Consider the following 23,079-nt stretch of genomic DNA (forward strand, 5'->3'; position numbering starts at 1 on the left):
GCCTCCGCTGCCGCAGACGCCCAGGACCCCGAGTCGTTCCGGATCGACGAGAGGGTGCAGTCCGAGGTAGTCCGCCGCGGCGCTGAAGTCCTCCACGAAGGCTTCGGGAGACGCGATGAAGTGGGGCTCTCCTCCGCTCTCGCCGTTGTACGAGGCATCGAAGGCGAGGGTGACGAAACCGCGAGCCGCCAGCGTCTGGGCGTAGAGGCCCGAGGTCTGCTCCTTCACGCCACCGAACGGGTGACCCACGATCAGGGCGCGGGACGGGAGGGAGCGCCTCGCCCCCGAGGGCGAGTAGAGATCGCCGACGAGGGTCAGACCGAGCCGGTTCGTGAACGTGACCTTCTCGTGGTTGACGGCCGGATCGCGGGGGAAGGTCTTGTCCCATTCGGTGGTGGCGATGCGCTCTTCCGCCTCGCCGGCGTCCTCACTGAACAGATTGCCGAGCGCGACGGCACCGACAGCGGCGGCACCGCCTGCGCCGGCCAAGGCGAGCAGGTGCCGCCGCCTCAGTCCCCGCGTCTCCTCGCGCTCGGGATCGGGGGAAGTGCCGGTGGTCGTGGTGTCGGTCATGGTGTCTCCTCGGAGATCATCGGAACGGGCGGCGGGGGGAAGGATCGGAGGTCCCGGTCGTGCCGGGCGGCCGAGAGGATCGGCTGCACGGAGCCCACCGAAGCCGCAGAGCCGGACGCCAGCGAGGGGTCCGCCCAAACGCGTTCCGGCAGGGCCCCTCTCGCGGTCGGCTCTCCGATCGCTGCACCGGCGGCGTTGCGGGCGGCACGGAGGGAGCCCGCTCCGCCTCGATCACTGGCGCGCATTCCCAGGGCGCGTTCAGCCCTGCCCTCGTACTACCTCCGATGCAGCTCGCTCGGGGGGCTCGGACAGGACCTCCTTGCTCGTGCCGATGCGGACATACGCTCCGAGCTCCCCCTACCGCCCGCCCCTACCGCTAGGTGAACCATGACGATCAAGACCTCCAGCAGTGCCGTCGCTCTCGGCGCAGGCCTGCTGCTCGCACTCTCCGCATGCTCTGCAGAACCGGCCGGTGATGCATCCGCCCCCATTGACGGCCAGTGGCGCATGACGTCGCTCGAAGCGGGAGGGGAAGGGAACTATCTCGAGGTCCCGTACTCCGGACAGGTGATCTTCGACGGCGACCTCTTCTCGGTGCAGGCTTCGAACCCGGACGTGGCGGCGCCGGACACTGCGTACACGGTCAGCGGCTACGAGGCCTACTACGGCCTCGTCGACGTCGACGAGGACGAGGGGAGCTTCACCGTCGAGGTCGAGAACGCCCTCGCTCGCGACCTCGTCGGGCAGACCCTCGAGCGCAGGTTCGAGGTCGAGGGGGACACGCTGGTCCTGACTCCTGCGGACCCGTCCGAGGGCTGGCGCGTGACGTACGAGCGATTGAACGCCGAGTAGGTCCCTGCCGACCATGTGAGGTCGGGTGGACCGCCCTGCGAGCGGCGGTCCGCCCGACCGCGTCGACATCAGCGCTCGGCCGGCACCGACCCCAGCCGAGGAATCAGCCTCCTCTCCGCCTCGACGACGGACGACGACCGAGGAGGTGCTGTCAGAGCCCTTCACGCCGTGCCCGAAGCGGCATAGCGTCCATCGAGCCCCCCGAACCCACGAGAAGAGGAACCATGTCCCACCACTCGGACGGCTACATCTCCGCGCTCGCGCCGGACGTGTCGCGCACTCCTGTCCGCTACCGGAACCGGTACGGCATCGAGATCGCCGCAGACCTCTACGTCTCCACCGACCTCGACGCAACCATCCAGCGGGCCGGCGTCGTCATCGGCCCTCCGCACGGCGGAGTGAAGGAGCAGGGTCCGAGCGTCTACGCGCAGGAGCTCGCGCGGCTCGGTCTCGTCGCCCTCGCCTTCGATCCCTCGTACAACGGCGAGAGCGGCGGCGAGCCCCGGCACATCACCTCTCCGGAGCTGTTCGCCGAGGACTTCAGCGCCGGCGTCGATCACCTCGGAGCACTCGCCTTCGTCGACCGCGACCGGATCGGGGTCCTCGGGATCTGCGGGAGCGGCGGATTCGCCCTCAGCGCCGCCCAGGTCGACACCCGCATCAAGGCCGTCGTGACGTCGGCGATGTACGACATCAGCGGGATCTCACGCGACGGCTGGCAGAGCTCGTCCACCGACGACGATCGGCGCGCAGCCCTCGAGTCGCTCGCGGAGCAGCGCTGGCGCGACGTCGACAGCGGTTCGGCCGCACTCTCCCCTGCTTTCCCCGACGTCTACGAACCGGACGCACTCGATCCGATCACGGCCGAGTTCCAGGAGTTCTACGTCACCGATCGAGGGCACCACGAGAGATCGATCGGCGCGTTCACGATCACCAGCAGCGTCGCGCACGTGAACTTCGGTGCGCTGCGTCATCTCGCGGACGTCGCACCGCGCCCGATCCTGTTCATCACGGGAGACCGGGCGCACTCCCGATACTTCACGGACGACGCCCTGGCGCAGGCGACCGGGCCGACGTCGCTGGTCGTGGTCCCCGGAGCCCGTCACATCGACCTCTACGACCGGACCGATCTGATCCCGTTCGACACGATCAGCGGTTTCTTCGAGAAGGCGCTGGGCCAGCCCTCTTCCGCAACGATCAGGCCGTGATCGGCGCGGGCTCGAGCTGCGCCAGGAACGGGCTGCGCTCGGCCTGCGCCGGGTACCCGGCGACGTCGCGCACGCACTCCGGGCACCAGTGTCCCGCTCGGAGGATCAGGCGCGGGCTGCCTGCGAACCGGTGCCCGAACGCGCACTCCCATGAGAGCGCGGTCGTGACGTCCCCGGTGACGACGACGTCGGTGAGCAGTCGTCCTCCGCGGTGGCGGGCGACCTCTCCGAGCAGCGGTCCGTCCCACTCCGCGGTCGGGAGCGACTCGTCGTAGCCGTGGTCGAGGAGCGTCGGGACGCGGCCCGGGCGCGGCGGCCAGAACGTGTCCCAGCCTCCGATCGCCTCGCGATCAGCGGGCGAGCCGAAGTAGGCCGCCACCGCCTCGAGGTCGCCGCGCCGGACGTAGTCCATCGTTCCGCGGTGCCGCAGGGTGAGCGGCTTCATCACGAGGTTCTTGACGAGGCCCGCCGGCAGCCGGCCGGCTACCCGCAGGGCCGGATTCGCCGCGACTGCGCGCCGCAGGGCGTCCTCCGGCGTGTCCTGCCGGAACGGCACGAGCTCGTGCAGGCGGTCGGAGTCGGTGTACCAGTGCCCGTGGAAGTTGCGGGTCGCGAACCAGTCGCGCTCGTACCAGCCGCGCACGTCGCGGACCCCGAGGGCACGCGAGATGCGCAGCTGCATGTCCCAGTTGGTCAGGCGCCAGGCGTCCCCTCCCCGATGTTGTGGATCCCGCCCCACAGCTCGTCCGGAACGTCGCGCTCGGAGACCGCGATCGCGAGTCGCGCGGCGTCCTCGGCCGAGACCCACTCCATGACCCCGCCGAGCGTGGAGTGGGTCATGATCGGGTCCCGGATCTCGAGCATGCCGGGGTGGAGGATGCCTGTCTGGCGCAGCTGCACCCACTTCGGGAGCCCGGAGTCGACGAGCTCCTTCTCGGCGATCACCTTGCTCTGCCCGTACTCGTCGTAGCGCGAGACCCGCAGCGGATCCCCGACCCGACCCCAGTGGTGCGGGGGCGTGCGGTCGCCCGTCTGCGCGACCGTGCCGACTCCGACGACGGCGATACTCGAGGGGTCGGGCTGAGCCCGGACCGCGCGGATGATCGTGCGGATGCTGCCGACGTTGATCCGGTGCGCCAGCTCGGGGTGGTCATCGGCGAAAGGCGAGACGACAGCGCCGATGTGCAGCACGACGTCCGCTCCGCGAACGCAGCGCTCGACGGCGGGGTAGTCGGTCATGTCGCCGAAGACGACCTCGAGGTTCTCCATCTCCTCGTACTTCCGGATCACAGCGAGGTCCTTCGGCGTCGGGAGGACGAGCGCGACGACCTCGAAGTCGTCCGCCCGCTCGCGGAAGGCGTCGAGGACGCGGCGCCCCCAGTTGCCCGCGGCTCCGGTCAGGAACACACGTCGGCGGGCGGTAGTTCTGCGGGTCATCGAGTGTCCGATCCTGAGCGAGGGACGGCCGCTCGGTCGAGCGCACCGAGGAGCAGGTCGACGCCGGCCGCGAAGAAGGGGGTATCAGGCCGATCGAGGAACCCGTGCGGTGCCTCCGGCACGACGGAGTAGTCGACGGTCACTCCCGTGTCGCGGAGTCCGCGGGCGAACGCGGCGCCCGAGGCGCGGAGCGTGTCGCGGTCGGCGTCGATCATCGTCGTCGGCGGCAGACCGGCCAGGCGGCCGTCGCCGGGGAAGACCGGGCGCGGTGCGTCACCGGCGTAGTTCGCGTTCATGCGCCTGACCAGCCTCGGACTGAACTGGGTGAAGGAGTGGCGTCCCCGGGTGCGGGAGCGCAGGGCGGCGTCGATCGGGGGCAGCTCGGCGTGGAAGGTGCCGTAGGCGAGCACCAGCCGGGCGGGCGGCGTGGCGTCCTCGTCCCGGAGCCGCATCGCGGCGGCCGCGGCGAGGCAGGCGCCCGCGCTCGCACCGCCGAGGACCACGGGCTGCGCGGCCGAGGCGGCGATGCTCGAGAAGGAGTCGACGAGGTCCTCCATCGGCACCGGAGCGCGGTGCCCCCGGGCCGATGCGCGGCGGGACGGCGGGAGGAACCATGAGAAATGAGGCGCCAGGCGATAGTCGACCGAGACCACCTCATGACCCGCCGCCGCCGTGCTTGCCGCGACGGCGTGGGCCTCCAGCTGGTCGAGACCGCCCCAGGCGAACGCTCCGCCGTGCGCCCAGACGAGCAGAGCGGAGTCGCCCCGCGCCACGCGCCCGCGGTAGCGCCGCACGGGGATGCTCCCGTGCCGGCCGATGACCTCGTCCTCCGTCACCTCGACGGAGGCGGGCACCTCGAACGCGGCGCTCACGCAGGCACCGGGTCCGCCGTGCTCAGCGCCATGAGCTGCTCGAGCGCCTCGGGCGGGAACGCGCCGCCCGTGAACGCGACGAACTGCTGCATCGGCATCGACTCGACCATCTTCAGGCCGTCCTCGTTCGCCTCCGCCTCGCGGGCCTGCTCCTCGCTCATTCCCGCCGCCAGGCCCTGCCGCAGGGCGGGTCCGACGACCGGGTGCGCGAACCACTCTCCGACCGTCGAGTCAAGGGTCAGCGGACGCACCAGCACGTCTCCGGCGAGCACGATCGCCTTCTCAGCCACGATCCGCGAGGCGTTCTCGCCGATCTGGACCGCGTACTCGCCTCCGGGCACGATCCAATCCGACTGCTCGATGTCCCAGTACGCGAACGCGCGCCGGTCGAGCTCCAGCGACACCGTCCGGGACTCGCCCGGCCGGAGGCCGATCTTCGCGAAGGCGCGCAGCTCCCGTCTCGGTCGGCGCACCGGTCCGGCGTCGGTAGAGACGTAGACCTGTACGACGTGCCGGCCGGCGACGGCTCCGGTGTTGGTGACGACGAGCTCGACCCGGGCGGAGTCGTCTCCCGTCTTCTCGACCAGGAGGTCAGACGTGGCGAAGGCCGTGTAGCCGAGGCCGTGGCCGAACGGGTAGCGGACGGGAGCGGCGGCCGTCTCGTAGTGGCGGTAGCCGACCATCACGCCCTCGCCGTAGCGGACGTGGCCCTGCTCCCCGGGGAAGGTGTGCACGCTAGGGGTGTCCTGCAGCCTCAGCGGGATCGTCTCGGCGAGGCGCCCGGACGGGTTCACCACTCCAAAGAGGAGATCGGCGATCGCGGATCCGCCGGCCTGGCCGAGCAGCCAGCCCTCGAGGATCGCGTCGACGTCGTCGTGCCAGCCCTCGAGCGACACGACTCCGCCGTTCGAGAGCACGACGACGGTGCGAGGGGCCGCCGCGGCGACCGCGCCCAGCAGCTCGACCTGCGCAGCCGGGAGCTCGAGGGAGCTGCGGTCGAAGCCCTCGGACTCCTCCCTGTCGCCGAGTCCCGCGAACACGATCGCGATGTCGGCGCGAGCGGCGACATCGACCGCGCGCGCGCGACGCTCGGCCTCGTCCGGATCATCGGCCCCGACGAGGAAGCCGTCGGCGTACTCGACGGTGGTGCCGCGCTCATCGGCCAGTTCGCGGATCGCGTCGAGCGCCGTGTCGACCCGGGTCGGGGTCAGATGCGAGCTCCCCCCACCCTGGAAGCGCGGCTCGGCGGCGAAGGCGCCTATGACCGCCAGGCGGGGAGCGGAGTGCAGTGGCAGGACACCGGCGTCGTTCTTGAGCAGCACAGCCGAGTCCGCGGCCAGACGGCGCGCGAGTGCGTGATGGCCGTCGACGTCCACGGCTCCGCTGGGCTCGTGGGGCAGCTCGGTGAGTGCGAGCACGCGGCGCACCGCGGTGTCGACGGCCTCCTCCGACAGCCGCCCGGAGCGGACGGCGTCGACGATCCGCTGATCGGTGGCACCGCCGCTCGCCGGCATCTCGAGATCCATGCCCGACTCGACGCCGGCGACGCGGTCGCTGACCGCGCCCCAGTCCGAGACGACCGCGCCCTCGAAGCCCCATTCGGTGCGCAGCACGTCGGTGAGCAGCCTGCGGTTCTGGGAGGCGTAGGTGCCGTTGACCTTGTTGTACGAGGCCATCACGGTGGCCGGCGCGGCCTCCTTCACCACCCGCTCGAAGGCCGGGAGGTAGATCTCGCGCAGCGTGCGCTCGTCGACGTCGGCGCTGATGCGCATCCGCTCCGTCTCCTGGTTGTTGGCCGCGAAGTGCTTCACGGACGCTCCGGGGCCGACCTCCTGCATCGCCGAGACGTGCGCGGCACCGAGCACTCCCGACAGGAGCGGATCCTCGGAGTAGTACTCGAAGTTGCGGCCGCAGAGCGGGGAGCGCTTGATGTTGACGCCCGGGCCGAGCACGACGGCCACGCCTGCAGCGAGAGCCTCCCGACCCACCGCGGCGCCGACCTGCGCTGCGATCTCGGGATCCCAGCTCGAGCCGACGGCGACCGCGGGCGGGAAGCACGTGGACGGGAGCGCGTCGTTGATGCCGAGGTGATCGGCGGGGCCGTCCTGCCGGCGGATGCCGTGGGGGCCGTCGGTGAGGAGGATCGAGGGGATCCCAACCTCGTCGAGGGCCTTCGTCGTCCAGAAGCCACCGCCCGACAGCAGGGACGCCTTCTGCTCGAGAGTCAGGGTGCTGATGTCGTGGCTCATGCGGAGGCTCCGTCGGTGTCGGCGGTGAGGGCGTCGGCGAGCTCGACGCGGAACTCGGCGGAGGCACCGGGGATGTAGTCGAGCAGGGTGGTAATAGGCATCGCGGCCGCTTCGGGCGAGGCGCCGTCGAGCGGGACCCCGGGGTAGTGGCGGCCGAAGACGTCTAGGAAGCGGCGCCAGGCCGAGGGGTCGGCGGCGACCTCGCCCAGTGTCGAGCTCAGGTCGAACGACGTCGGGGCGGCGGGACGCTCGACGGCGTAGGTCCAGCGGTGCTCCCCCGACTCGACGTGCAGCGCAGCGTATTCGGGATGCGTCGGGAGAACGACCTCGGCCGAGGTTCCGCCCGGCACCCGCACGGTGACGTCCATCTCGTCGTCCGCGAGGCTCCAGGCGACGAGGACCTCCCCGTGCACGGTCGTGTGACGCAGGGTCGCCGAGGTCAGACCCCCTCCCGGCTGCGGCGCGATGCGCATCCTCCGGTACCCGGGCTCGATCGCGCTGAGTCCGCCGATGGTGCGGTGCATCCAGTCGACGACGGCGCCGAGGGCGTAGTGGTTGAGCGAGGTCATCCCGGAGGGATTGAGCGTGCCGTCGGGTCGGACCGAGTCCCAGCGTTCCCAGATCGTGGTGGCGCCCTGCGTGACGGGGTAGAGGAAGGACGGGCAGCCCTTCTCGAGCAGCATCAGGTACGCCTCGGCGAGGTGTCCCGTGGACGACAGAGCGTCGGTGACGAGCGGAGTCCCGGCGAACCCGGTCGAGATGCGGTACCCGGATCGCGCGACGATCGCCGCGAGCCGGTCGCCCGCGTGCTGCCGCTGGTCGTCGTCGAGGATCCCGAACGTGATCGCAAGCGCGTACGCGGTCGCGGTCTCGTTCACGACCCGGCCGCGCTGGGAGACGTACTCGTCGAGGAACGCCGTGCGCACCCGCTCGGCCAGGCGCGAGAACTCCTCCGCGTCCTCCGTGCGCCCGAGGATCCGCGCAGTATCGGCGGTCTCGCGGGTGGTGCGGCAGAGGTAGGCGGCGGCCACCAGGTGCCGGTCGGTCTTGCCGCCGGCGGGGTTGTCGTCGGGGGCGTCGGGATCGAGCCAGTCGCCGTACTGGAATCCGCTGCTCCAGAGCCCGTTCTCGTCGAGCAGGTCGGCGGCCTGGCGGAGGAAGGCGGTCATCGAGTCGTACGCCTCGGCGAGGATCCGCTCGTCTCCGTACTCGCGGTAGAGCGCCCAGGGCAGGCTCACGGCGACGTCGCTCCAGAGCGCCGTCGGCGAGGACGGCGTCGAGAGCACGTCCGGGACGACCCACGGCACGTACCCCTTCTCCTGCTGCTCCACCGCGAGGTCGCGCAGCCACGATCTGAGGACGCCGCGCACGTCGTAGAGGAACGCGGCGGTCGGCGCGAAGGCGTTGATGTCGCCGGTCCAGCCGAGCCGCTCGTCGCGCTGCGGGCAGTCGGTGGGCACGCCCACGAAGTTGTCCCGCATCGACCAGACGGCGTTCGAGTGCAGCCGGTTCAGGAGCGGGTCCGACGTCTCGAGCCAGCCGGTGCGGATCATGTCGGAGTGGACCACGACGGCGCGGAGGGACTCGGCTGTCAGCTCGCCGGGCCAGCCGTCGACCTCGACGTACCGGAACCCGTGGAACGTGAAGCGCGGCTCCCACGTCTCGACCTCCCCGCCGCGGAGGGTGTACCGATCGGTCGCCGCCGCGGTGCGGGTCGTCTCGAAGTCGGCCTCTCCGTCGATCACAACCTCGGAGTGGCGCAGTACGACGGTCGTGCCTGCCGGCCCGGAGACACTCACGCGCACCCAGCCGGAGACGTTCTGACCGAAGTCGACGACCGTGCGCCCCTCCGGAGTCGTCAGGACCTCGACCGGAGCCAGCTCCTCGATCCGCCGGATCGGGGGTGCGATCGGGTCGACCAGCGACTCGGAGGGCCAGTCCAGGACCTCGACCGCGCTCCACGAGGAGTCGTCGAAGCCGGGGCCGTCCCAGCCGAGCGGTTCGAGCCGGGCGTCGAACTCCTCGCCGTCGTAGATGCTGTTCGCCCGCACCCCGCCCTGGGCGGCGCGGAAGCCGGTCCCGCTCGCAATCGTCTCGAGGCGGCCGTCGGCATACTCGAGCTCGAGCTCGAGCCACGCGGCGGGCCGGTCGGAGTAGTGCCGACGCTTCTCCTCCCAGCCCAGGCGCCCCACCGCCCATCCCTCTCCGAGGACCGCGCCGAGAGCGTTGGCGCCGACCTCGATCCGGTCCGTGACGTCGTGGCTGCTCACCACGAGGCGGTGGCGGTACGAGGTCCAGCCCGGCGCCAGCACTTCGTCGCCGACCACCGCGCCGTTGAGGTGCGGCTCGACGAGTCCCACCGCGGTAGAGCGGAGCGTCGCGCGAACGGGCCGCTCGGCGACGTCGAACGAGCGGCGGAGGTAGGCGGCTGGCTCGCCGGCGTCCCCGGTCGAGGCGACGGGGGTGATGAGGACTGCGGTCACGGAGGACTCCTGTGAAGTGAGGAACGGGATCAGCGGACGGAGCGGACGCGCATCACGACGAGCCCGCCGAGGACGGTGAAGGCGGCGGCGATGATGTACAGGAGCGTGTAGTTCTTCTCGTCATCCCCTGCGGCCCCGATCGCCAGGAAGAGCGGCGCGACGAAGGGAGCGACGGCCTGCGGGATCGAGACGGCGAAGCCGATGATCCCCATGAACCGGCCGGCGGCGGTCGCCTTCTCGGGGAGCACGTCGAGGATCAGCGCCTGGTCGACCGCGGCGAACATGCCGATCCCGACCGAGGTGATGAGCGATCCGGCGATGAGGACCGGAACGTCCGACGCGAGAGCCATCACGACGGCGCCGATCGCGAAGAGGACCGCGCCACCGAGGACGAAGGTGCGTCGGCGCCGGAGGCGGTCCGAGAGGAACCCGCCGCCGATGGCGCCGAGCGTGGTGGCGAGGATGCCGAACAGTCCCAGCGTCGCGATGATCGGCGCGACCTCGGTCACGTCGACGCCGAGCCGCGAGGCGAAGAAGAACGCCGTGAAAGTGGTGTTGAGCGTGAGGCCGAAGTAGAAGAGGAAGCGCCCGAGCCACACCCACGAGAAGTCGGGGTGGCTGCGCGGGTCGTAAAGGTACTTGCTGAACAGGGTGCCCAGCGAGAGTCGCTCGTCGAACCGCACGCCGCGGGTGTCCGCCTCTCTCGTGAAGAGCACGAAGAGCGTCACGAAGACGACGCCGACCACTCCGGGGAGCAGGAAGAGCAGGAGCGGGTCGCCCGCGACGCTGCCCGCGATCACGACTCCGAAGACGGGGGCGACCTGGGTCGCAAAGCCGGTCAGACCGGCTACCTTTCCGCGCTGCGTCTCGGATAGCTTGTCGGCCATCGACGTCTGCAGGTTCTGCAGCACCTGGCCCCAGCCGACCTGAGCGAGGATCCAGCCGAGGCCGAGCAGGAGCACGGTGGGCGCCGTGGCCATGACGAGCAGCGAGACGACGCCGACGAGCATGCCGACGATCATGATCGGGCGGCGGCGCCCGATCCTCGTCCGCATGCGATCGCTCAGCACGCCGAAGAGCGGAGCCGTCAGCATCACCACGAGCGCTCCCGAGCCGGTGATGTACCCGAGGTACTCCTCGCGGCCGGGGGCGAGCGTCGACAGGCGGATCGAGAGCGAGATCGCCAGAGGGGTGATGAAGGCGACGAAGACGCCGAACTGGCCGAGCACCTGGAACCAGATGTAAGAGGTGCTGGCCTTCCCCTCGACCGGAGCCTCGGTGCGCAGCACCTCGTCCGAGGCCGCCGGAACCGGAGGGATCGGCTGCGGGGCCGGGGGCGGGGCGGCGGGAAGATCGCCGGGATGTGTGGCCATGAAGGACTCCATTGTCGAGAGATGCCGCGAAGGTAGAACTAGCGCGAGCTAGCTGACGAGAGAGTAGCTGAACGCAGCTAGCGCGCGCAAGCAACGCACGAACACTCACTGGACGAGGGCTAGCACGCACAAGCGATACTCTCGTCAGCGAGATGGAGGCGGAGCGCAGTATGACGAGCACGGCACCCTCACGGCGCGTAACCGCGGTCGACATCGCCCGCGAGGTCGGCGTCTCGCGCGCCACCGTCGGCTTCGTGCTGAATGAGACCGCCGGGCAGACGATCTCGGAGGCGACCCGCGCGAAGGTCCTCGAGGCCGCCCGGCGTCTGGGCTATCGCCCCCACCTCGCCGCCCAGGCTCTCGCGAGCGGACGCAGCAGGATCGTCCTCCTGGTCCTCCCCGACTGGCCGATGGAGTACAGCATGCGCCGGCACGTCGACGAGGCGTCAACCGCGCTCGACGAGGCCGGCTACTCCCTCGTCACGATGACCCCCCACGCGGGCGGACGCGCACGTCCGCTCTGGGAGACGCTGCAGCCGGACGTCGTGATGGGCATGACACCGTTCTCCCGGGAGCGCTACGACGAGATCCGCGCCGCCGGTGTCCCCGCCGTCATCCCTTCCCCCGACGACACGCCCCGGAACGAGGACCTCTCGTTCAGCGACGGACCTCGGCTCCAGGTCGAGCACCTGGTCGCCCAGGGGCACCGACGCCTCGTCTTCGCGTCCTCCCCCGACCCGCGACTCGTCGACCTGGTGTCCTCGCGGTACGCGGTGGCCGCTCGAGCCGCCCGCGAGCACGACCTCGACCTCCTCGACCAAGCAGAGGTGGAGTCCACCCGGGTCGCCGAGCTCGTGGCGGCGTGGCATCGAGCGGGAGTGACGGGCGTCATCGCGTACAACGACGACATAGCGGCTCTGGTCGCCGGTGCGGCGATCAGGAGCGGGTTCACCCTTCCCGACGACCTCGCCGTCATCGGACACGACGACTCCCCCCTCGCGCAGATGTTCGTTCCCTCGCTGACGTCGGTCCACGTCGACGACGCGGGCCTGGGCCGGTACTTCGCGGAACTCGCCCTCAGCGCGGCGGCCGGAACACCTCCGCCTTCCCGCAGGTCGGGGCCGCAGATCTCGCTCGTGCTCCGGGAATCGGCGTAGCCGTGTTCCGGCCTCGTGAAGGAGCCCGACCCCTCGCATTCCAGCGCACGGATTCGGCGGAAGCGCTCGGGCGAAGCGGGCGACGACGCTCCGATGGGATCAGACTCGTTTCCGTACTGCGGTCTTCTACACGGACCGAGCTTGATTGCCGTCACTCGCTGCGCGCGAAGCAGATGGCCTGCGACACGCGGAACACGGTCGCGGCCGAAGGGGTCCTCAGTCCATCGAATCAAGCCGCTGCGCCAGCCACGCGCCGTTCCGTCCGGCCCTCGACGTGCGGATCAGACCGATACGTCGAGTCCCCAATATCTGCCGTGCAACGTGACGACGATGCGGGAGTCGGGGAGCCAGGTCGCTCGCTCGAATCCGCCGCTGTCCCTCAGCACTACTGAGAACCCAGCCGCCACGGCTCGTGCTCTCACCGCCACAAAATCGAGGACCGCGACCTGGTGGTTCTCTGTCCGCACCGCCAATCGCTTCTCACCGAGTTGCACGGGTACCCCCTTGGGGAGCGCCCAGCTGAGCAGGACCCCTTCGCCCTCGAGCCGGAGGTCCCAGTGGAGCGTTCGAGCGTGATGCTCGATGAGGATGAAGCGGAAATCGCTGATGGCGGCCCCCGTCGTGTCGACCGCCGCAGCTGCGTTCAGCTAGCTCGGGAGAGTGAGTGTAATGCTTCCGTCCGCAACGGATGCGAATCAGTCCCACCGGTTGGGCTCCCGAGCCCAGACGGGTCGCGGCGCCAGTGACCTCGTGCGCCCGAGGCTTCCGGCTATCCGCCTGTTCTCACCAAGGCGAACGAGGAGCGACGCGCTTTCGCGACGCCGTCCCTGCTCAGGGAACAACGAGGCCAGAGGAACCGGTAACGACCGTTTCCGGGACGCTAGAGGCAGAGGCGGCAGGTGAACCGGACACGCCGTTCGCTTGCGTTGTGGGATTGATCGCTCTGTAGCGGTGTGCTGTGACCGTTCCGTGGCGGCATCGCCCAGTCGCTCATTCCAGGCCTTGGCGGGCGCGGCCAGCACGGCTGTTAGTGCTCTTGCCGACGGTGTAGGTCACGGTCCCTCACAGTCGCAAATTCTCCGACTTACAGCCGAACGGGTTTCAGTAGTGATCGAACAGCGGATTGGCCGCAGCTCTTCCCACTATCAACTTCTAAAGCCTGACCGTCCGAACCATTCGGTGGAACCTCGGGTCCGGTACTTGCCTTGGAGATGACAACTCGCGCCCGGGTGGTGCTCAATGTGAACGGTTGGCGTACAGATCACGCGCGTACCGCGGGTGAATGATCTCCCGCCGTGCCCACTCGTGCACGGAAATGTTAACGTCGGGAAAGGTTTGCCTCCAGCCCGTGGCCGCGGTGTACACGGAACTGACGGTGCAGGTGAGTACCAGGAGGACGGCGTTTAACAAGGGAGTCGACGAGAGTGCGCAAACCCCGACGAGCGCGGCGGTCAAGAAAGCACCGGAGAGGAGCAGGAGGGGGCGTCGAGGTACCGCGCGCCCTCGTCCGAGGAGGAAACCAGCAAGGGCAGCACCGACGATTACCACTGTTGTTGTCATGTGGGTCATTCAAGCAGGCGCCCTCATCCCCCGCTCGGTCGTGCGGTACAAGAACCTCGCGACGCCCCGATGCGTGTCGCCGTTGAGGGCGGGGAAGGATTTGGACTGATCCTCCTCCTTCCCCTCCCCTTAGGCGTTGATCATCAGGACCCGTAGAGCGAGACGGACAGTCCCTGAACGCGGATGCCGAAGGCGCCATTGGCGACATTGACGATCGGTCCGACATTCGCGTGGAACTGCATTTCGGCCCATGCGGGTCCGGCGGTTCCGGCTGTCGCGCGCTTGATTCCGCCGCTGACGGAGCAACTACCTACGGAGTTGTTGCAGCCGGCTCCGCGGTAGTCGCGGACCTTGTTGGTTGTGTAGTCGATGCGGAACGAGGCGTTGCTGACGGCGTCGCTGATGCCGATCTTGCAGTTGTTGTACCAGCCCCCGCTGTAGCTGCATTCACTTTTCTGCGGATTGATGGCCCGCGTCGCGAGACCGGTGTCCTTCGTCGGGTTCTGCTGCTCCGTCCACCGTCGAGAGCCGTCGCTGAACACACTGACATTGCGCGTGAAGCCGTCGCGCTGCTCGGTGAAGCTGGAAAGCGGAATCGAGCTGCTGATCTGGGATTCGATGGCGTTGCCGCCGTTCAGAGTGGCAATTAGTCCCGCCTGCGACGAAGCGGGGATTCCCGCGTCGGTCATGTTCGCCCGGACGGTTTCGATTTGAGTGGCGGTCAGGTAGCCAGAGGTTGCTTCGTTGGCGGCAGCGTGCGGTCCGAATGCAACACAGGCGAGAAGTGCCAGCGCGGCGATACCGACGGGCTTTCGCCGAGAAAATTTCGAAAACTGCATGATTGTATTCCCCCAATAAGGTTCAGTTGATGACTTTCGAGGAGGACATTGCCATAAGCGATCATGAGTGCGCAACTAGTTATTTTCTCAGATTGGCCAGGTCGGACTTAGCCGACGAGCGTCGACTAATCACCTGCTTCGCGACATAACACACGACGCCAATGAACACAGCGAAAAGTAATACGAGGATGACCACCGTGAGAGGGAGATTTGCGTTACCAAACATGTTGTTCACTTCTACTTTCTGTCGGGCCGGACTTATGTAGTCTGGTTCTTTTGTGGCGTGATGCAGACACCTCGCGCCTGGCTAGGCGCGAAGCTTCCGAGTATGAACGCGAGATGGATTACCGCCGTCTAGGTCCAGCTATCCAGTGCGGGAGCGTCTTCGAGGTGTCGACGACCCTCGATGGTGCTGGTAATGCGTGTTTCCGGCCGGTCGTGTCCGCTGGCGCAGGCGATGGCGGTCATGACGAGTGCGGCGTGGTCGCGGGTGAGGTATCCGATCGCGCAGTGGAGGTTGACCTCGACGCCTGTGGCGAGGGAAGCGGCGATTCGTGCAATGCATTCCTCGGACAGGTCGAGGTCGTGAGCATGTGCCGTCAGCACGTCGTAATCGATGGAGTGGCTGCCGTCTCTTGCAGAGATGACCCACGGTCTCGACGAGTGGGCGAGGCCGGCCCGGGCCAAGAGTTCTCGGCTCGCCCGCACGGTGAGCTGAAGGGAGTAGAGCGGAGTGTTCATGTGCAGTTACCGGGCGCGAGCGTTGGATGCGGCGCGGCTGGCGACAGTGATGGCTGTAGCGAGCAGACACAGGCCGCCGGCAACCAGCGGCGCGATCCACCCGAGTGGCGTGAAGTGGTCGACGTCTGTACCGAGGTAGCGCCATTCGGCGACGGCATAGACGAAGAGAGAGAAGAACAGCAACGCCAGTCCGGTCAGGGCGGCAACGAGATCGAGTGGCTGAACGAGGGCTTTCGTGCTGCGTTTTGACGGTGACGCGGACGGAGCGCGATCGGTAACGGAGGGTTTGCGCGTGTCGATGGTGGAGGTGTCAGTCATGTCGAAGTGCTCACTTCTGTGCGCTGAGATGGTGGTGACGGTGTTCTGGGTGGTGCTGCCGTCGGAGTCAAGGGCGGATCGAGAAGAGGTCTTGTGGGGTGGTGGAGAGGGCGTCGCAGATGAGGGTCAGCGTGGTGAATCGGATGGCCTTGGCTCGGTTGTTCTTGAGGATGGAGAGGTTGGCCATGGTGATCCCGGTTCGCGTGGAGAGCTCGGTGAGAGTCATCCCGCGCTCGGCGAGGACCGAATCGAGGTGACACAGGATGCGGTGCGCACCGACGTCCTCATCCGGTGCGCTAGACGACGCCATCGACGTCCTCTTCCAAGCGCGCTCCCGCCCGGAAGGCGGCCATGAGAGCAGTGGCGATCAGTCCGGCGATGACGACGGGAACCGGCCATTGGGGCAGGTTGGTGCCGACCGCCTGGTAGTTGCCGCCCAGAAAGGCGCTCTGCTGCTGCTCGTTCACCAGGCCCGTGCCGAAGAGCAAGCCGATCCTCGTGTTCAGGTAGGTGCTTGCCGCGGTGTCGATCAGGCCCTGCACGAGACCGCCTGTCAGAACGGCGATGCTGAGGCGTCGCCAGCTCTCGAGCACGTAAGCGTCGAACGGCCGAGCGAGTGCAATTCCTCGAAGGACCCTCAACAGGAAGACAGTGCCGAGAACGACGGTCGCAGCGTGGACTGCAGTCGGGAGCGCGCAGAGAAGACGCAGTGACAGGTCAGCATCGGCGAGGGTTCCGGCGGCCCCGTCCCGGAGATCAGCCTGCAGTAGCTGAGGAAGGTAGCTCAGCGGAAGCCTGCCGTCGACGTCTCCGAAGGTGAACAGCACTCGGCCCGTCACGATCGTGATCACCTGGACGACGTCCGAGAGGGCCGTGAAGGCGGCGACGATGAGCAGAACTCCCCGCACCAGGCGAAGCAGCAGCGGACGATCCCGGACCCGACCGCTCGCGATCGCATTCGCACGTCCCATGACGCCTCCTTATCGAAAATCAATGTTATCGAGGAACGATACACAGTGCGTCTGTCGACGCATACCCCTCCCCTAGGGGGCAGCCCGGTCGTCGCACGTCGACGGGAGTGTCGTGATGCAAAATCCAGTAGCTTTTTGAGACGTGCCTTACGGCGGTCGCACCACGGTCAACGGATCCGGATTCTCGGGACGTCGGCTGTCTCGGAAAGATGTCTTGACACGTTTCGTCTCAGGAGGGGACGCGGAGGGTGTTTCCGAGTCAGAATGAGGCCGTGAGGCTTCTGGGTTATACGCGTGTGAGTACGTCGAGTCAGGACGCGCAGCTGCAGCTCGACGCGCTCGTCGCCGCCGGCGTGCAGAAGCGCGACGTCTTCGCGGACGTCACCTCGGGGAGCAAGACCGCGATCGAGCGGACCGGGATGAAGAAGCTCCTCGAGTACGCCGAGGACGGGGACACCGTGGTCGTGTGGCGAGTCGACCGCCTCGGCCGCTCCCTGATCGACGTGCTGAACACGGTGAACCTGCTGCGCGAGCGCGGGGTGCAGGTCCGGTCGATCTCGGACAGCATCGATCCGTCGACATCGACGGGCCGGCTGATGTTGAACATGCTCGCCACGCTCGCGGAGTACGAGCGAGAACTCATCGTGGAACGGGTCAACGCCGGCATCGCGGCCGCCCGCGCGAACGGCACCCGGTTCGGTCGGCCTCTGTCGGATCCGGTCGTGATTGCGGACAAGCTCGCGATCGCCGCGGATGCACGAGCGCGCGGTCGCACCGCTGAGGACGCTGCTCGTCTCGTCGGGTGGAGTCGCGCGACGCTGTATCGCCACCAGCAGGCTCACGCGGCCCGCGAGAGTGCAGCGATGTAGCGGCTGATGGACGGCCTCGAGCGGTGGCGGATCCTTCGACTTCACGTCGAAGATCAGGTCTCTCTCGCGGCCCTCGCCCGCGAGAGCGGCGTCGGCACGCGGACGCTGCAGCGCTGGCATCAGCTCTATAAGAGGGACGGGCTCGCCGGGCTCGACGACACTGCGAGGACAGACAGGGGCGGCCGGCGCACTGACCCGGCGACTGTCGCCGCCATCGAGGGGCTGGCCCTGATCCGGCCTCGTCCGTCGATCGCGACGTTGCATCGCCTCACCGTTGAGGAGTGCCTGCGCGAAGGCAGGCCGGCGCCGAGCTACGCGACCGTCCGCGAGATCGTGCAGGCCCTCGACCCGGCGCTCGTCACTCTCGCGTTGGAGGGTCCCGCTTCCTACCGCGACCGGCACGAGCTGGTGTTTCGCCGTCGCGCGGAACGGCCGAACCAGATCTGGCAGGCCGACCACACCGAACTCGACATCCTCATTGTCGGCGCGAACGGGAAGCCCGACCGCCCCTGGCTGACGACCGTGATGGATGATCACTCCCGCGCGATCTGCGGCTACATGGTCTTCACCGGAGCACCCTCTTCGCTGAACACCGCTCTCGCCTTGCGGCAGGCGATCTGGCGGAAGACCGACCCGGCATGGGCGATGTGCGGGATCCCCGACGTGCTGCACGTCGACCACGGCTCCGACTTCACCAGCCACCACCTCGAACGCACCGCCGTCGAGCTGCACCTCCGGCTCATCTTCTCGACCGTCGGCCGACCCCAGGGGCGAGGCAAGATCGAGCGCTTCTTCGGCACCATCAACACCGAAGTCCTCCCGACCCTCCCCGGCCACCTCGGCCCCGGGAACCGCAGCCCGCAGCCCGTGCTCGATCTCCCGGGCGTCGACGGGGCGATAGGCGCCTTCATCGCCACTTACAACCAGCGCACCCACCAGGAGCTCGGTGTCTCCCCGCGCGACGCGTGGGTCGCGGACGGCTGGATGCCCCGCATGCCCGACACCCTCGACGAGCTCGACGGCCTGCTACTCACCGTGCCCACGCATCGGACCGTGCAACGAGACGGAATCCACTTCCAGGGTCAGCGCTACCTCGCGCCCACCCTCGCCCCCTTCGTTGGACATACCGTCACCATCCGCTACGACCCCCGCGACGTCTCCGAGATCCGCGTCTACGACCACGACACGTTCATCTGCGTCGCCGTCGACGAAGCCCACCCCAACATCCGCCTCAGCCTCCGCGACATCGAAGCCGCCCGCCGTGCTCGCCGCCATGAGCTCCGCCGGACCATCAACGATCGCATTCCCACCATCGCCCACCGCGAGGAACCCCACCTCGCGGACCCCACCCCGCGCAAGAAACGACTCCGCACCTACGAGGAGGAGTGATGACCCAGACCTTCATCGCCACCAAGGAACACCGCCGCTTCACCGAGTTCGCGAACGCGGTGAAGAAGGAACGCACCATCGGCATCTGCCACGGCGACGCCGGAGTCGGCAAGACCAACTCCGCCCGCCGCTACGCCAACTGGGACACCCTCGAGCCCTACATCACCGCGTGGGGCCCGCGCGGCGAAGACGACGCGAAACACAACGCGCTCGCGCATCGCTCCCGCACCGTCTTCTACACACCCGAGGTGCTGCCGCGACCCAAAGACCTCATGCGAGAGATCGGCAAGTGGCAGGCTCACCTCGGCATTTGCATCGACGAGCACCTCCGCACCATCGGGAAGGTCGCCGGCGTGCACAACGGCGACACCACTCGGTGGGTCGAGATGCTCATCGTCGACGAAGCCGAACGGCTCACGCCCACCGCCCTCGAGCTGCTCCGCGACGAACACGACCGCACCCACCTCGCGATGATCCTGATCGGCATGCCCGGCATCGACCAACGCTTCCGCCACTACCCCCAGCTCTACAGCCGACTCGGCTTCTCCCACCGCTACCGCGCCCTCGGCCGCGACGAACTCCTCTTCGTCCTCGACCGACACTGGAAACACCTCGGCCGCACACTCAACCCCGACGACTTCACCGACGCCCAAGCCGTCGCAGCCATCGAACGCATCACCCGAGGCAACTTCCGCCTCCTCGAGCGCCTGTTCCCCCAGATCAGTCGCGTCCTCAAGATCAACGAGCTCGAGACGATCACCGACGACGTCATCGAAGCCGCCGCCAGCGTCCTCGTCATCGGCAACTGACCTAGTGACACGGAGCGATCACAGAACACCGCCACCGAGCGGGCAACTCCACACGCTTGCGTCCCGAAACCAGATCGTGCCAGAACGCTTTCACACCCGTTTTCGGGATACGCTGGCCACGGCGGGAAGGGATCATGTTGAGCAGCATCGTGGGCTACGCCCGTGTCTCCCGCCGCGACCAGAACCCGGCAGCTCAGGAAGCTGAACTCCACGCCGCAGGTGCGGTCCGGGTCTTCGTCGATCACGGGGAGTCGAGCCGGATTGCTGATCGGCCGCAGTGGCTCGCGTGCCTTGACTTCCTGCGCGAAGGAGACACTCTGCTCCTTCGCCGTCTCGATCGACTCGGCGGAACCGAGCGGATCGTGATCGAGACGATCAACGACCTCGAACGCCGGGGCGTGAACATACGGAGCCTCACCGAGCCGCTGATCGACACGACGACGCCGATGGGACGGGCACTGTTCGGGATCGTTGCCGTCTTCGCGCAACTGCGAGTGGACACGATCCGACAGAACACTCGGCTCGGTCTAGATCATGCACGCTCCCAGGGCCGCGTCGGTGGCCGCCCGTCGGTGATGACCTCCGCTCGGCTGCGCGAAGCGCGACGGATGCGCGAGGCCGGTCGCAGCTTCGCCCAGATCGCCGAGGTCCTCGGAGTCGGCAAGTCCTCCGTCGCCCGCGCGCTCGGCAAGGAGACGCCGCGGACGGCCGAGCCCGAGCGACGGGTCTTCCTCCGCGACGTCAAGCCGTACGAGATCCCCGGCACACTGGATGAGCTGACCGGCCCATCGGCGGGGCTCCTCGAACTGCCCCATCACCTCTACTGGGGGCCTGAGCCGACCGTCGATCTCGACACGACGGGCGGCGTGACGAAGGCATATCAGGCGCTACTCAACGAGGGCACCGCGGTAGACCAGAAGGCACTGCTGAACCGCGAGATCCTTCTCGCCGTCTGGCCCGTTCTGACCCTCCCCGACCGAGTGCGGCTCCTGTGGGAAGACCGATTCCCCGAGCTACTCGGCGAGAACCAGGAGCGCAGCGTGCTCCCGATCGGGGCCGGCCCGATCAGCAGCGACGGGTGACCTGGTCCTCGCTCGGCGTGCGGACGTCAGGTGCCAATTCTGCGTCAGCGACTACCGCGTCTCCACACGTCGGCGACCCTCGAACTCCGCGGGCTCTCCGCGGAGCGAGCCCTCCACCGCCCGCCCCCGGAGCGCCTCCGCCGGCGGACCTCGAGCCCCCGCCGCACGTCCCCGCGCGCCCCGCTCCCTCTACGCCCTGAGCGAGCCCCGGGCAAGAAGCAAACTCCATAGCCCGGCGATGTGCGAATGGGTACTACCGTGGCGATCACCCCCGACCCTGCAAGACCGAACGCGACGGTCCCCATTACCGCTCTGCCGCGAAGCAGCAGCGGCAGCCGTCGTTCACCGCACCATCCGCTCGGAACGCACTGACGCGTACAGCCGGAGCTCCGTCCTCGACGGGAGGAGCCCGGTCCGTTCAGCGTTTCGAGGCCTCCGCCGCGACGTGCTCCGGGCACCCCTCCCCCGCAGCACGAGTCGATCGGACGACACTCCCCATGGCCAGAGCCACCCCCTCCTGCACCGAGCAGCCGCGGACCGCGACCACGGATGCTCTGCGCCGGGCACGAGAGACGGCGGGATCGGCGTGGCGGACGAAGACGCACCTCGTGCGCATCCTCGCGGTCGTCGCTGCAGCGGGGATCGCCGTCACGGCGGCATCGTTCCAGGTCGCTCCGGCCGCCGCGGCCGGCTCGACCTACGGGCCCGACGGCACGCACTACCCGTCGGACACCCCCGACATCCGCAGCGCGTCCTCCGACCACGTCGTCGTCGACGTCGAGGCGTCGGGTCCGGCGATCCGGGAGGCGCTCGACGCCCTGACGTCGCGCGAGATCGCGGCGGGCGTCGTCATCAGGGTGGCGCCGGGGCGCATCGACGACCTGTCGGCGCTCAACGGCTACACGAACACCGGGAGCGCCAAGGTCCTGATCACCGCGCGCGACGGCTTCCAGTCGGTCACCGGAGGCAGCTGGGCGCTCCGCGACGTGACGGGCATCACGCTCATGCGCTTCGACATCGACGCGCTCGACGTCAAGGGCGCGACCCACTCGTCGTTCGCGTGGCTGCGCATCAACGAGAACTGGCTCGGCCTCAGCGCCTCCGCGGGAGTCCCCGTGCGCGACGTGGAGCTCATCGAGGTCGTCGAGCCCGACTCCACGGTGAAGAACTCCGACTCGGCGCAGATCAAGGCGTACGCGCCCGATGCGATGAAGGACGTGCTGGTCGAGGGCGGCTACATCGCCCCGTCGTTCTACGTCGACCAGCCGTACGGCGGCGACGACGCGGCCCGCCCGCACACCGACAGCCTCCAGATCGAGGGCGGCGGCGTGACCGGACAGGTGACCGTGAGGGACACCGTCGTGTTCAGCTCGAACAACAGCGCCGTCATCATCGGAGGGGTCAGGAACGTCGCGTTCGAGGAGTCCTACGTGGTCGGCGGCTCCGTCACCACCCAGCGCTACCCCTTCCTCCCCGGCGGCGCCGGCTTCGACGGAGCCGTCAACGGACCGGGCAGCCTCAGCGCCGTCCAGGGGTCCGGCGGCGGCAACGTCGACGCCTCCGACTCGACGTTCATCGGATCGCTCCAGCCCGCCTGGGACAGCGTCGTGAACACCCGCACGAGCCTTCCCGGCAAGACCGCCGCGAAGGGCGGCTTCACCGTCGACGAGACGCTCTCCTCGACGACCGCCGCCGACCTCGACGCGGTCAGCACCCGGCCGACCGGGAAGTACCTCAGCAGCATCTGGGACGGTGTCGAGCTCCCCGAGCCCTCGCCCACCCCGACGCCCACGTCCACGCCGACCTCGACGGCGTCCGCCACCCCGACGCCGACCGCGACCGCGTCCCCCCGACCGACGCCGACGGCGGCTCCGACGCCGCCCCGACCGCGGCCCGACGCGCCCGCCGAGCCCGAGGCGCCCGTCGCCGACACCACCGCTCCTGCGGTCGCGATCACCTCGCCCGAGTCCGGCGCCCAGATCAGCGGCACGACGACCGCGACGGTCACCGCCACCGACGACACCGGGGTCACCGCCGTGACGTTCTACGTCGGCAGCCTGAAGGTCGGCGACGCCGTCCAGACCGACGAGACCACCTGGTCGTGGAGGACGAGGACCGCCGGCATCCAGGGGACCTACCCGCTGACCGCCCGCGCGACCGATGCCGCGGGCAACGTCTCGGCGAGCGATCCCGTCACCGTGACCGTGAACCAGCGTCCCGGTTCCCCGAAGAACTGACGGACGGGAGGGTCGCCGGAGCGGCGGACGGTCCCGCGCTGCGACCGCAGACGCGGCAGT

At 68.7% G+C, this 23,079-nt stretch carries 20 protein-coding genes and 1 pseudogene; 8 read left to right on the forward strand and 13 right to left on the reverse strand.

Going from position 1 to position 23,079, the window contains the following annotated elements:
- Positions 1 to 9: 9 nt before the first annotated feature.
- A pseudogene (locus tag AC0CID_RS10080) lies at positions 10 to 573 on the reverse strand (alpha/beta hydrolase); the annotation flags it as partial.
- A 387-nt stretch (positions 574 to 960) separates the two neighbouring features.
- Between AC0CID_RS10080 and AC0CID_RS10085 the strand changes: the two are divergent.
- Both AC0CID_RS10085 and AC0CID_RS10090 read left to right on the forward strand, forming a co-directional pair.
- On the forward strand, positions 961 to 1,425 hold the full coding sequence (locus AC0CID_RS10085; RefSeq protein ID WP_465226695.1) for a lipocalin-like domain-containing protein: 465 nt from the start codon (positions 961 to 963) through the stop codon (positions 1,423 to 1,425).
- A gap of 224 nt (positions 1,426 to 1,649) precedes the next feature.
- Positions 1,650 to 2,633: an alpha/beta hydrolase gene (locus AC0CID_RS10090; RefSeq protein ID WP_465226696.1), complete on the forward strand. Its 984-nt coding sequence runs from the start codon at positions 1,650 to 1,652 to the stop codon at positions 2,631 to 2,633.
- On the opposite strand, the gene AC0CID_RS10095 is transcribed toward AC0CID_RS10090, so the two are convergent.
- The 6 genes from AC0CID_RS10095 to AC0CID_RS10120 are packed head-to-tail and all read right to left on the reverse strand — an operon-like array spanning position 2,623 to position 11,047.
- Entirely contained in the window at positions 2,623 to 3,315 is a 693-nt protein-coding gene (locus AC0CID_RS10095) for a hypothetical protein (RefSeq protein ID WP_465226697.1), read from the reverse strand. The two genes, AC0CID_RS10090 and AC0CID_RS10095, sit on opposite strands and share 11 nt — an antisense overlap.
- A gap of 11 nt (positions 3,316 to 3,326) precedes the next feature.
- The gene (locus AC0CID_RS10100) at positions 3,327 to 4,070 is read right to left on the reverse strand and encodes an NAD-dependent epimerase/dehydratase family protein (RefSeq protein WP_465226698.1); all 744 of its coding nucleotides are present in this window, start codon (positions 4,068 to 4,070) and stop codon (positions 3,327 to 3,329) included.
- Positions 4,067 to 4,942 (reverse strand): alpha/beta hydrolase fold domain-containing protein, encoded by an 876-nt coding sequence (locus AC0CID_RS10105; RefSeq protein WP_465226699.1) that lies wholly within the window; start codon positions 4,940 to 4,942, stop codon positions 4,067 to 4,069. Before AC0CID_RS10105 ends, AC0CID_RS10100 begins: the two co-directional genes overlap by 4 nt.
- Positions 4,939 to 7,191, reverse strand: a complete 2,253-nt coding sequence (locus tag AC0CID_RS10110) for a glycoside hydrolase family 3 C-terminal domain-containing protein (protein ID WP_465226700.1) — start codon at positions 7,189 to 7,191, stop codon at positions 4,939 to 4,941. Before AC0CID_RS10110 ends, AC0CID_RS10105 begins: the two co-directional genes overlap by 4 nt.
- The gene (locus AC0CID_RS10115; protein ID WP_465226701.1) at positions 7,188 to 9,674 is read right to left on the reverse strand and encodes an alpha-L-rhamnosidase; all 2,487 of its coding nucleotides are present in this window, start codon (positions 9,672 to 9,674) and stop codon (positions 7,188 to 7,190) included. The genes AC0CID_RS10110 and AC0CID_RS10115 overlap by 4 nt, the downstream gene beginning before the upstream one ends.
- A gap of 29 nt (positions 9,675 to 9,703) precedes the next feature.
- Positions 9,704 to 11,047, reverse strand: coding sequence for an MFS transporter (locus AC0CID_RS10120; protein WP_465226702.1), 1,344 nt, complete (start codon positions 11,045 to 11,047; stop codon positions 9,704 to 9,706).
- A gap of 170 nt (positions 11,048 to 11,217) precedes the next feature.
- On the opposite strand from AC0CID_RS10120, the gene AC0CID_RS10125 reads away from it, so the two are divergent.
- Positions 11,218 to 12,204 (forward strand): LacI family DNA-binding transcriptional regulator, encoded by a 987-nt coding sequence (locus tag AC0CID_RS10125; protein WP_465226703.1) that lies wholly within the window; start codon positions 11,218 to 11,220, stop codon positions 12,202 to 12,204.
- Between the two features lie 281 nt (positions 12,205 to 12,485).
- Here AC0CID_RS10125 and AC0CID_RS10130 read toward each other — a convergent pair whose 3' ends face one another.
- The 6 genes from AC0CID_RS10130 to AC0CID_RS10155 all read right to left on the reverse strand — a co-directional run bounded on the left by AC0CID_RS10130 (position 12,486) and on the right by AC0CID_RS10155 (position 16,633).
- Entirely contained in the window at positions 12,486 to 12,851 is a 366-nt protein-coding gene (locus AC0CID_RS10130) for a DNA polymerase ligase N-terminal domain-containing protein (RefSeq protein ID WP_082481165.1), read from the reverse strand.
- Positions 12,852 to 13,907: 1,056 nt separating this feature from the next.
- Positions 13,908 to 14,603 carry a hypothetical protein gene (locus AC0CID_RS10135; RefSeq protein WP_465226704.1) on the reverse strand — a complete coding sequence of 232 codons (696 nt, stop codon included), beginning with the start codon at positions 14,601 to 14,603 and terminating at the stop codon, positions 13,908 to 13,910.
- 354 nt (positions 14,604 to 14,957) lie between these two features.
- Positions 14,958 to 15,344 carry a hypothetical protein gene (locus tag AC0CID_RS10140; RefSeq protein WP_465226705.1) on the reverse strand — a complete coding sequence of 129 codons (387 nt, stop codon included), beginning with the start codon at positions 15,342 to 15,344 and terminating at the stop codon, positions 14,958 to 14,960.
- Between the two features lie 6 nt (positions 15,345 to 15,350).
- Positions 15,351 to 15,662 carry a hypothetical protein gene (locus AC0CID_RS10145; RefSeq protein WP_465226706.1) on the reverse strand — a complete coding sequence of 104 codons (312 nt, stop codon included), beginning with the start codon at positions 15,660 to 15,662 and terminating at the stop codon, positions 15,351 to 15,353.
- Between the two features lie 67 nt (positions 15,663 to 15,729).
- Positions 15,730 to 15,972, reverse strand: coding sequence for a helix-turn-helix domain-containing protein (locus AC0CID_RS10150; RefSeq protein ID WP_465226707.1), 243 nt, complete (start codon positions 15,970 to 15,972; stop codon positions 15,730 to 15,732).
- On the reverse strand, positions 15,959 to 16,633 hold the full coding sequence (locus AC0CID_RS10155) for a hypothetical protein (protein WP_465226708.1): 675 nt from the start codon (positions 16,631 to 16,633) through the stop codon (positions 15,959 to 15,961). The genes AC0CID_RS10150 and AC0CID_RS10155 overlap by 14 nt, the downstream gene beginning before the upstream one ends.
- Before the next feature lie 272 nt (positions 16,634 to 16,905).
- On the opposite strand from AC0CID_RS10155, the gene AC0CID_RS10160 reads away from it, so the two are divergent.
- From AC0CID_RS10160 to AC0CID_RS10180, 5 genes are all read left to right on the forward strand, one after another.
- Positions 16,906 to 17,502: a recombinase family protein gene (locus tag AC0CID_RS10160; protein WP_465226709.1), complete on the forward strand. Its 597-nt coding sequence runs from the start codon at positions 16,906 to 16,908 to the stop codon at positions 17,500 to 17,502.
- Positions 17,503 to 17,508: 6 nt separating this feature from the next.
- Positions 17,509 to 18,891: a transposase gene (locus tag AC0CID_RS10165; RefSeq protein WP_465226710.1), complete on the forward strand. Its 1,383-nt coding sequence runs from the start codon at positions 17,509 to 17,511 to the stop codon at positions 18,889 to 18,891.
- Positions 18,891 to 19,700, forward strand: a complete 810-nt coding sequence (locus AC0CID_RS10170; protein WP_465226711.1) for an AAA family ATPase — start codon at positions 18,891 to 18,893, stop codon at positions 19,698 to 19,700. Before AC0CID_RS10165 ends, AC0CID_RS10170 begins: the two co-directional genes overlap by 1 nt.
- A gap of 56 nt (positions 19,701 to 19,756) precedes the next feature.
- The gene (locus tag AC0CID_RS10175; protein WP_465226712.1) at positions 19,757 to 20,782 is read left to right on the forward strand and encodes a recombinase family protein; all 1,026 of its coding nucleotides are present in this window, start codon (positions 19,757 to 19,759) and stop codon (positions 20,780 to 20,782) included.
- Between the two features lie 497 nt (positions 20,783 to 21,279).
- Positions 21,280 to 23,019, forward strand: a complete 1,740-nt coding sequence (locus AC0CID_RS10180; protein ID WP_465226713.1) for an Ig-like domain-containing protein — start codon at positions 21,280 to 21,282, stop codon at positions 23,017 to 23,019.
- The last annotated feature ends 60 nt before the right edge of the window (positions 23,020 to 23,079 follow it).

The sequence above is a fragment of the Rathayibacter sp. AC451 genome (assembly GCF_979253095.1).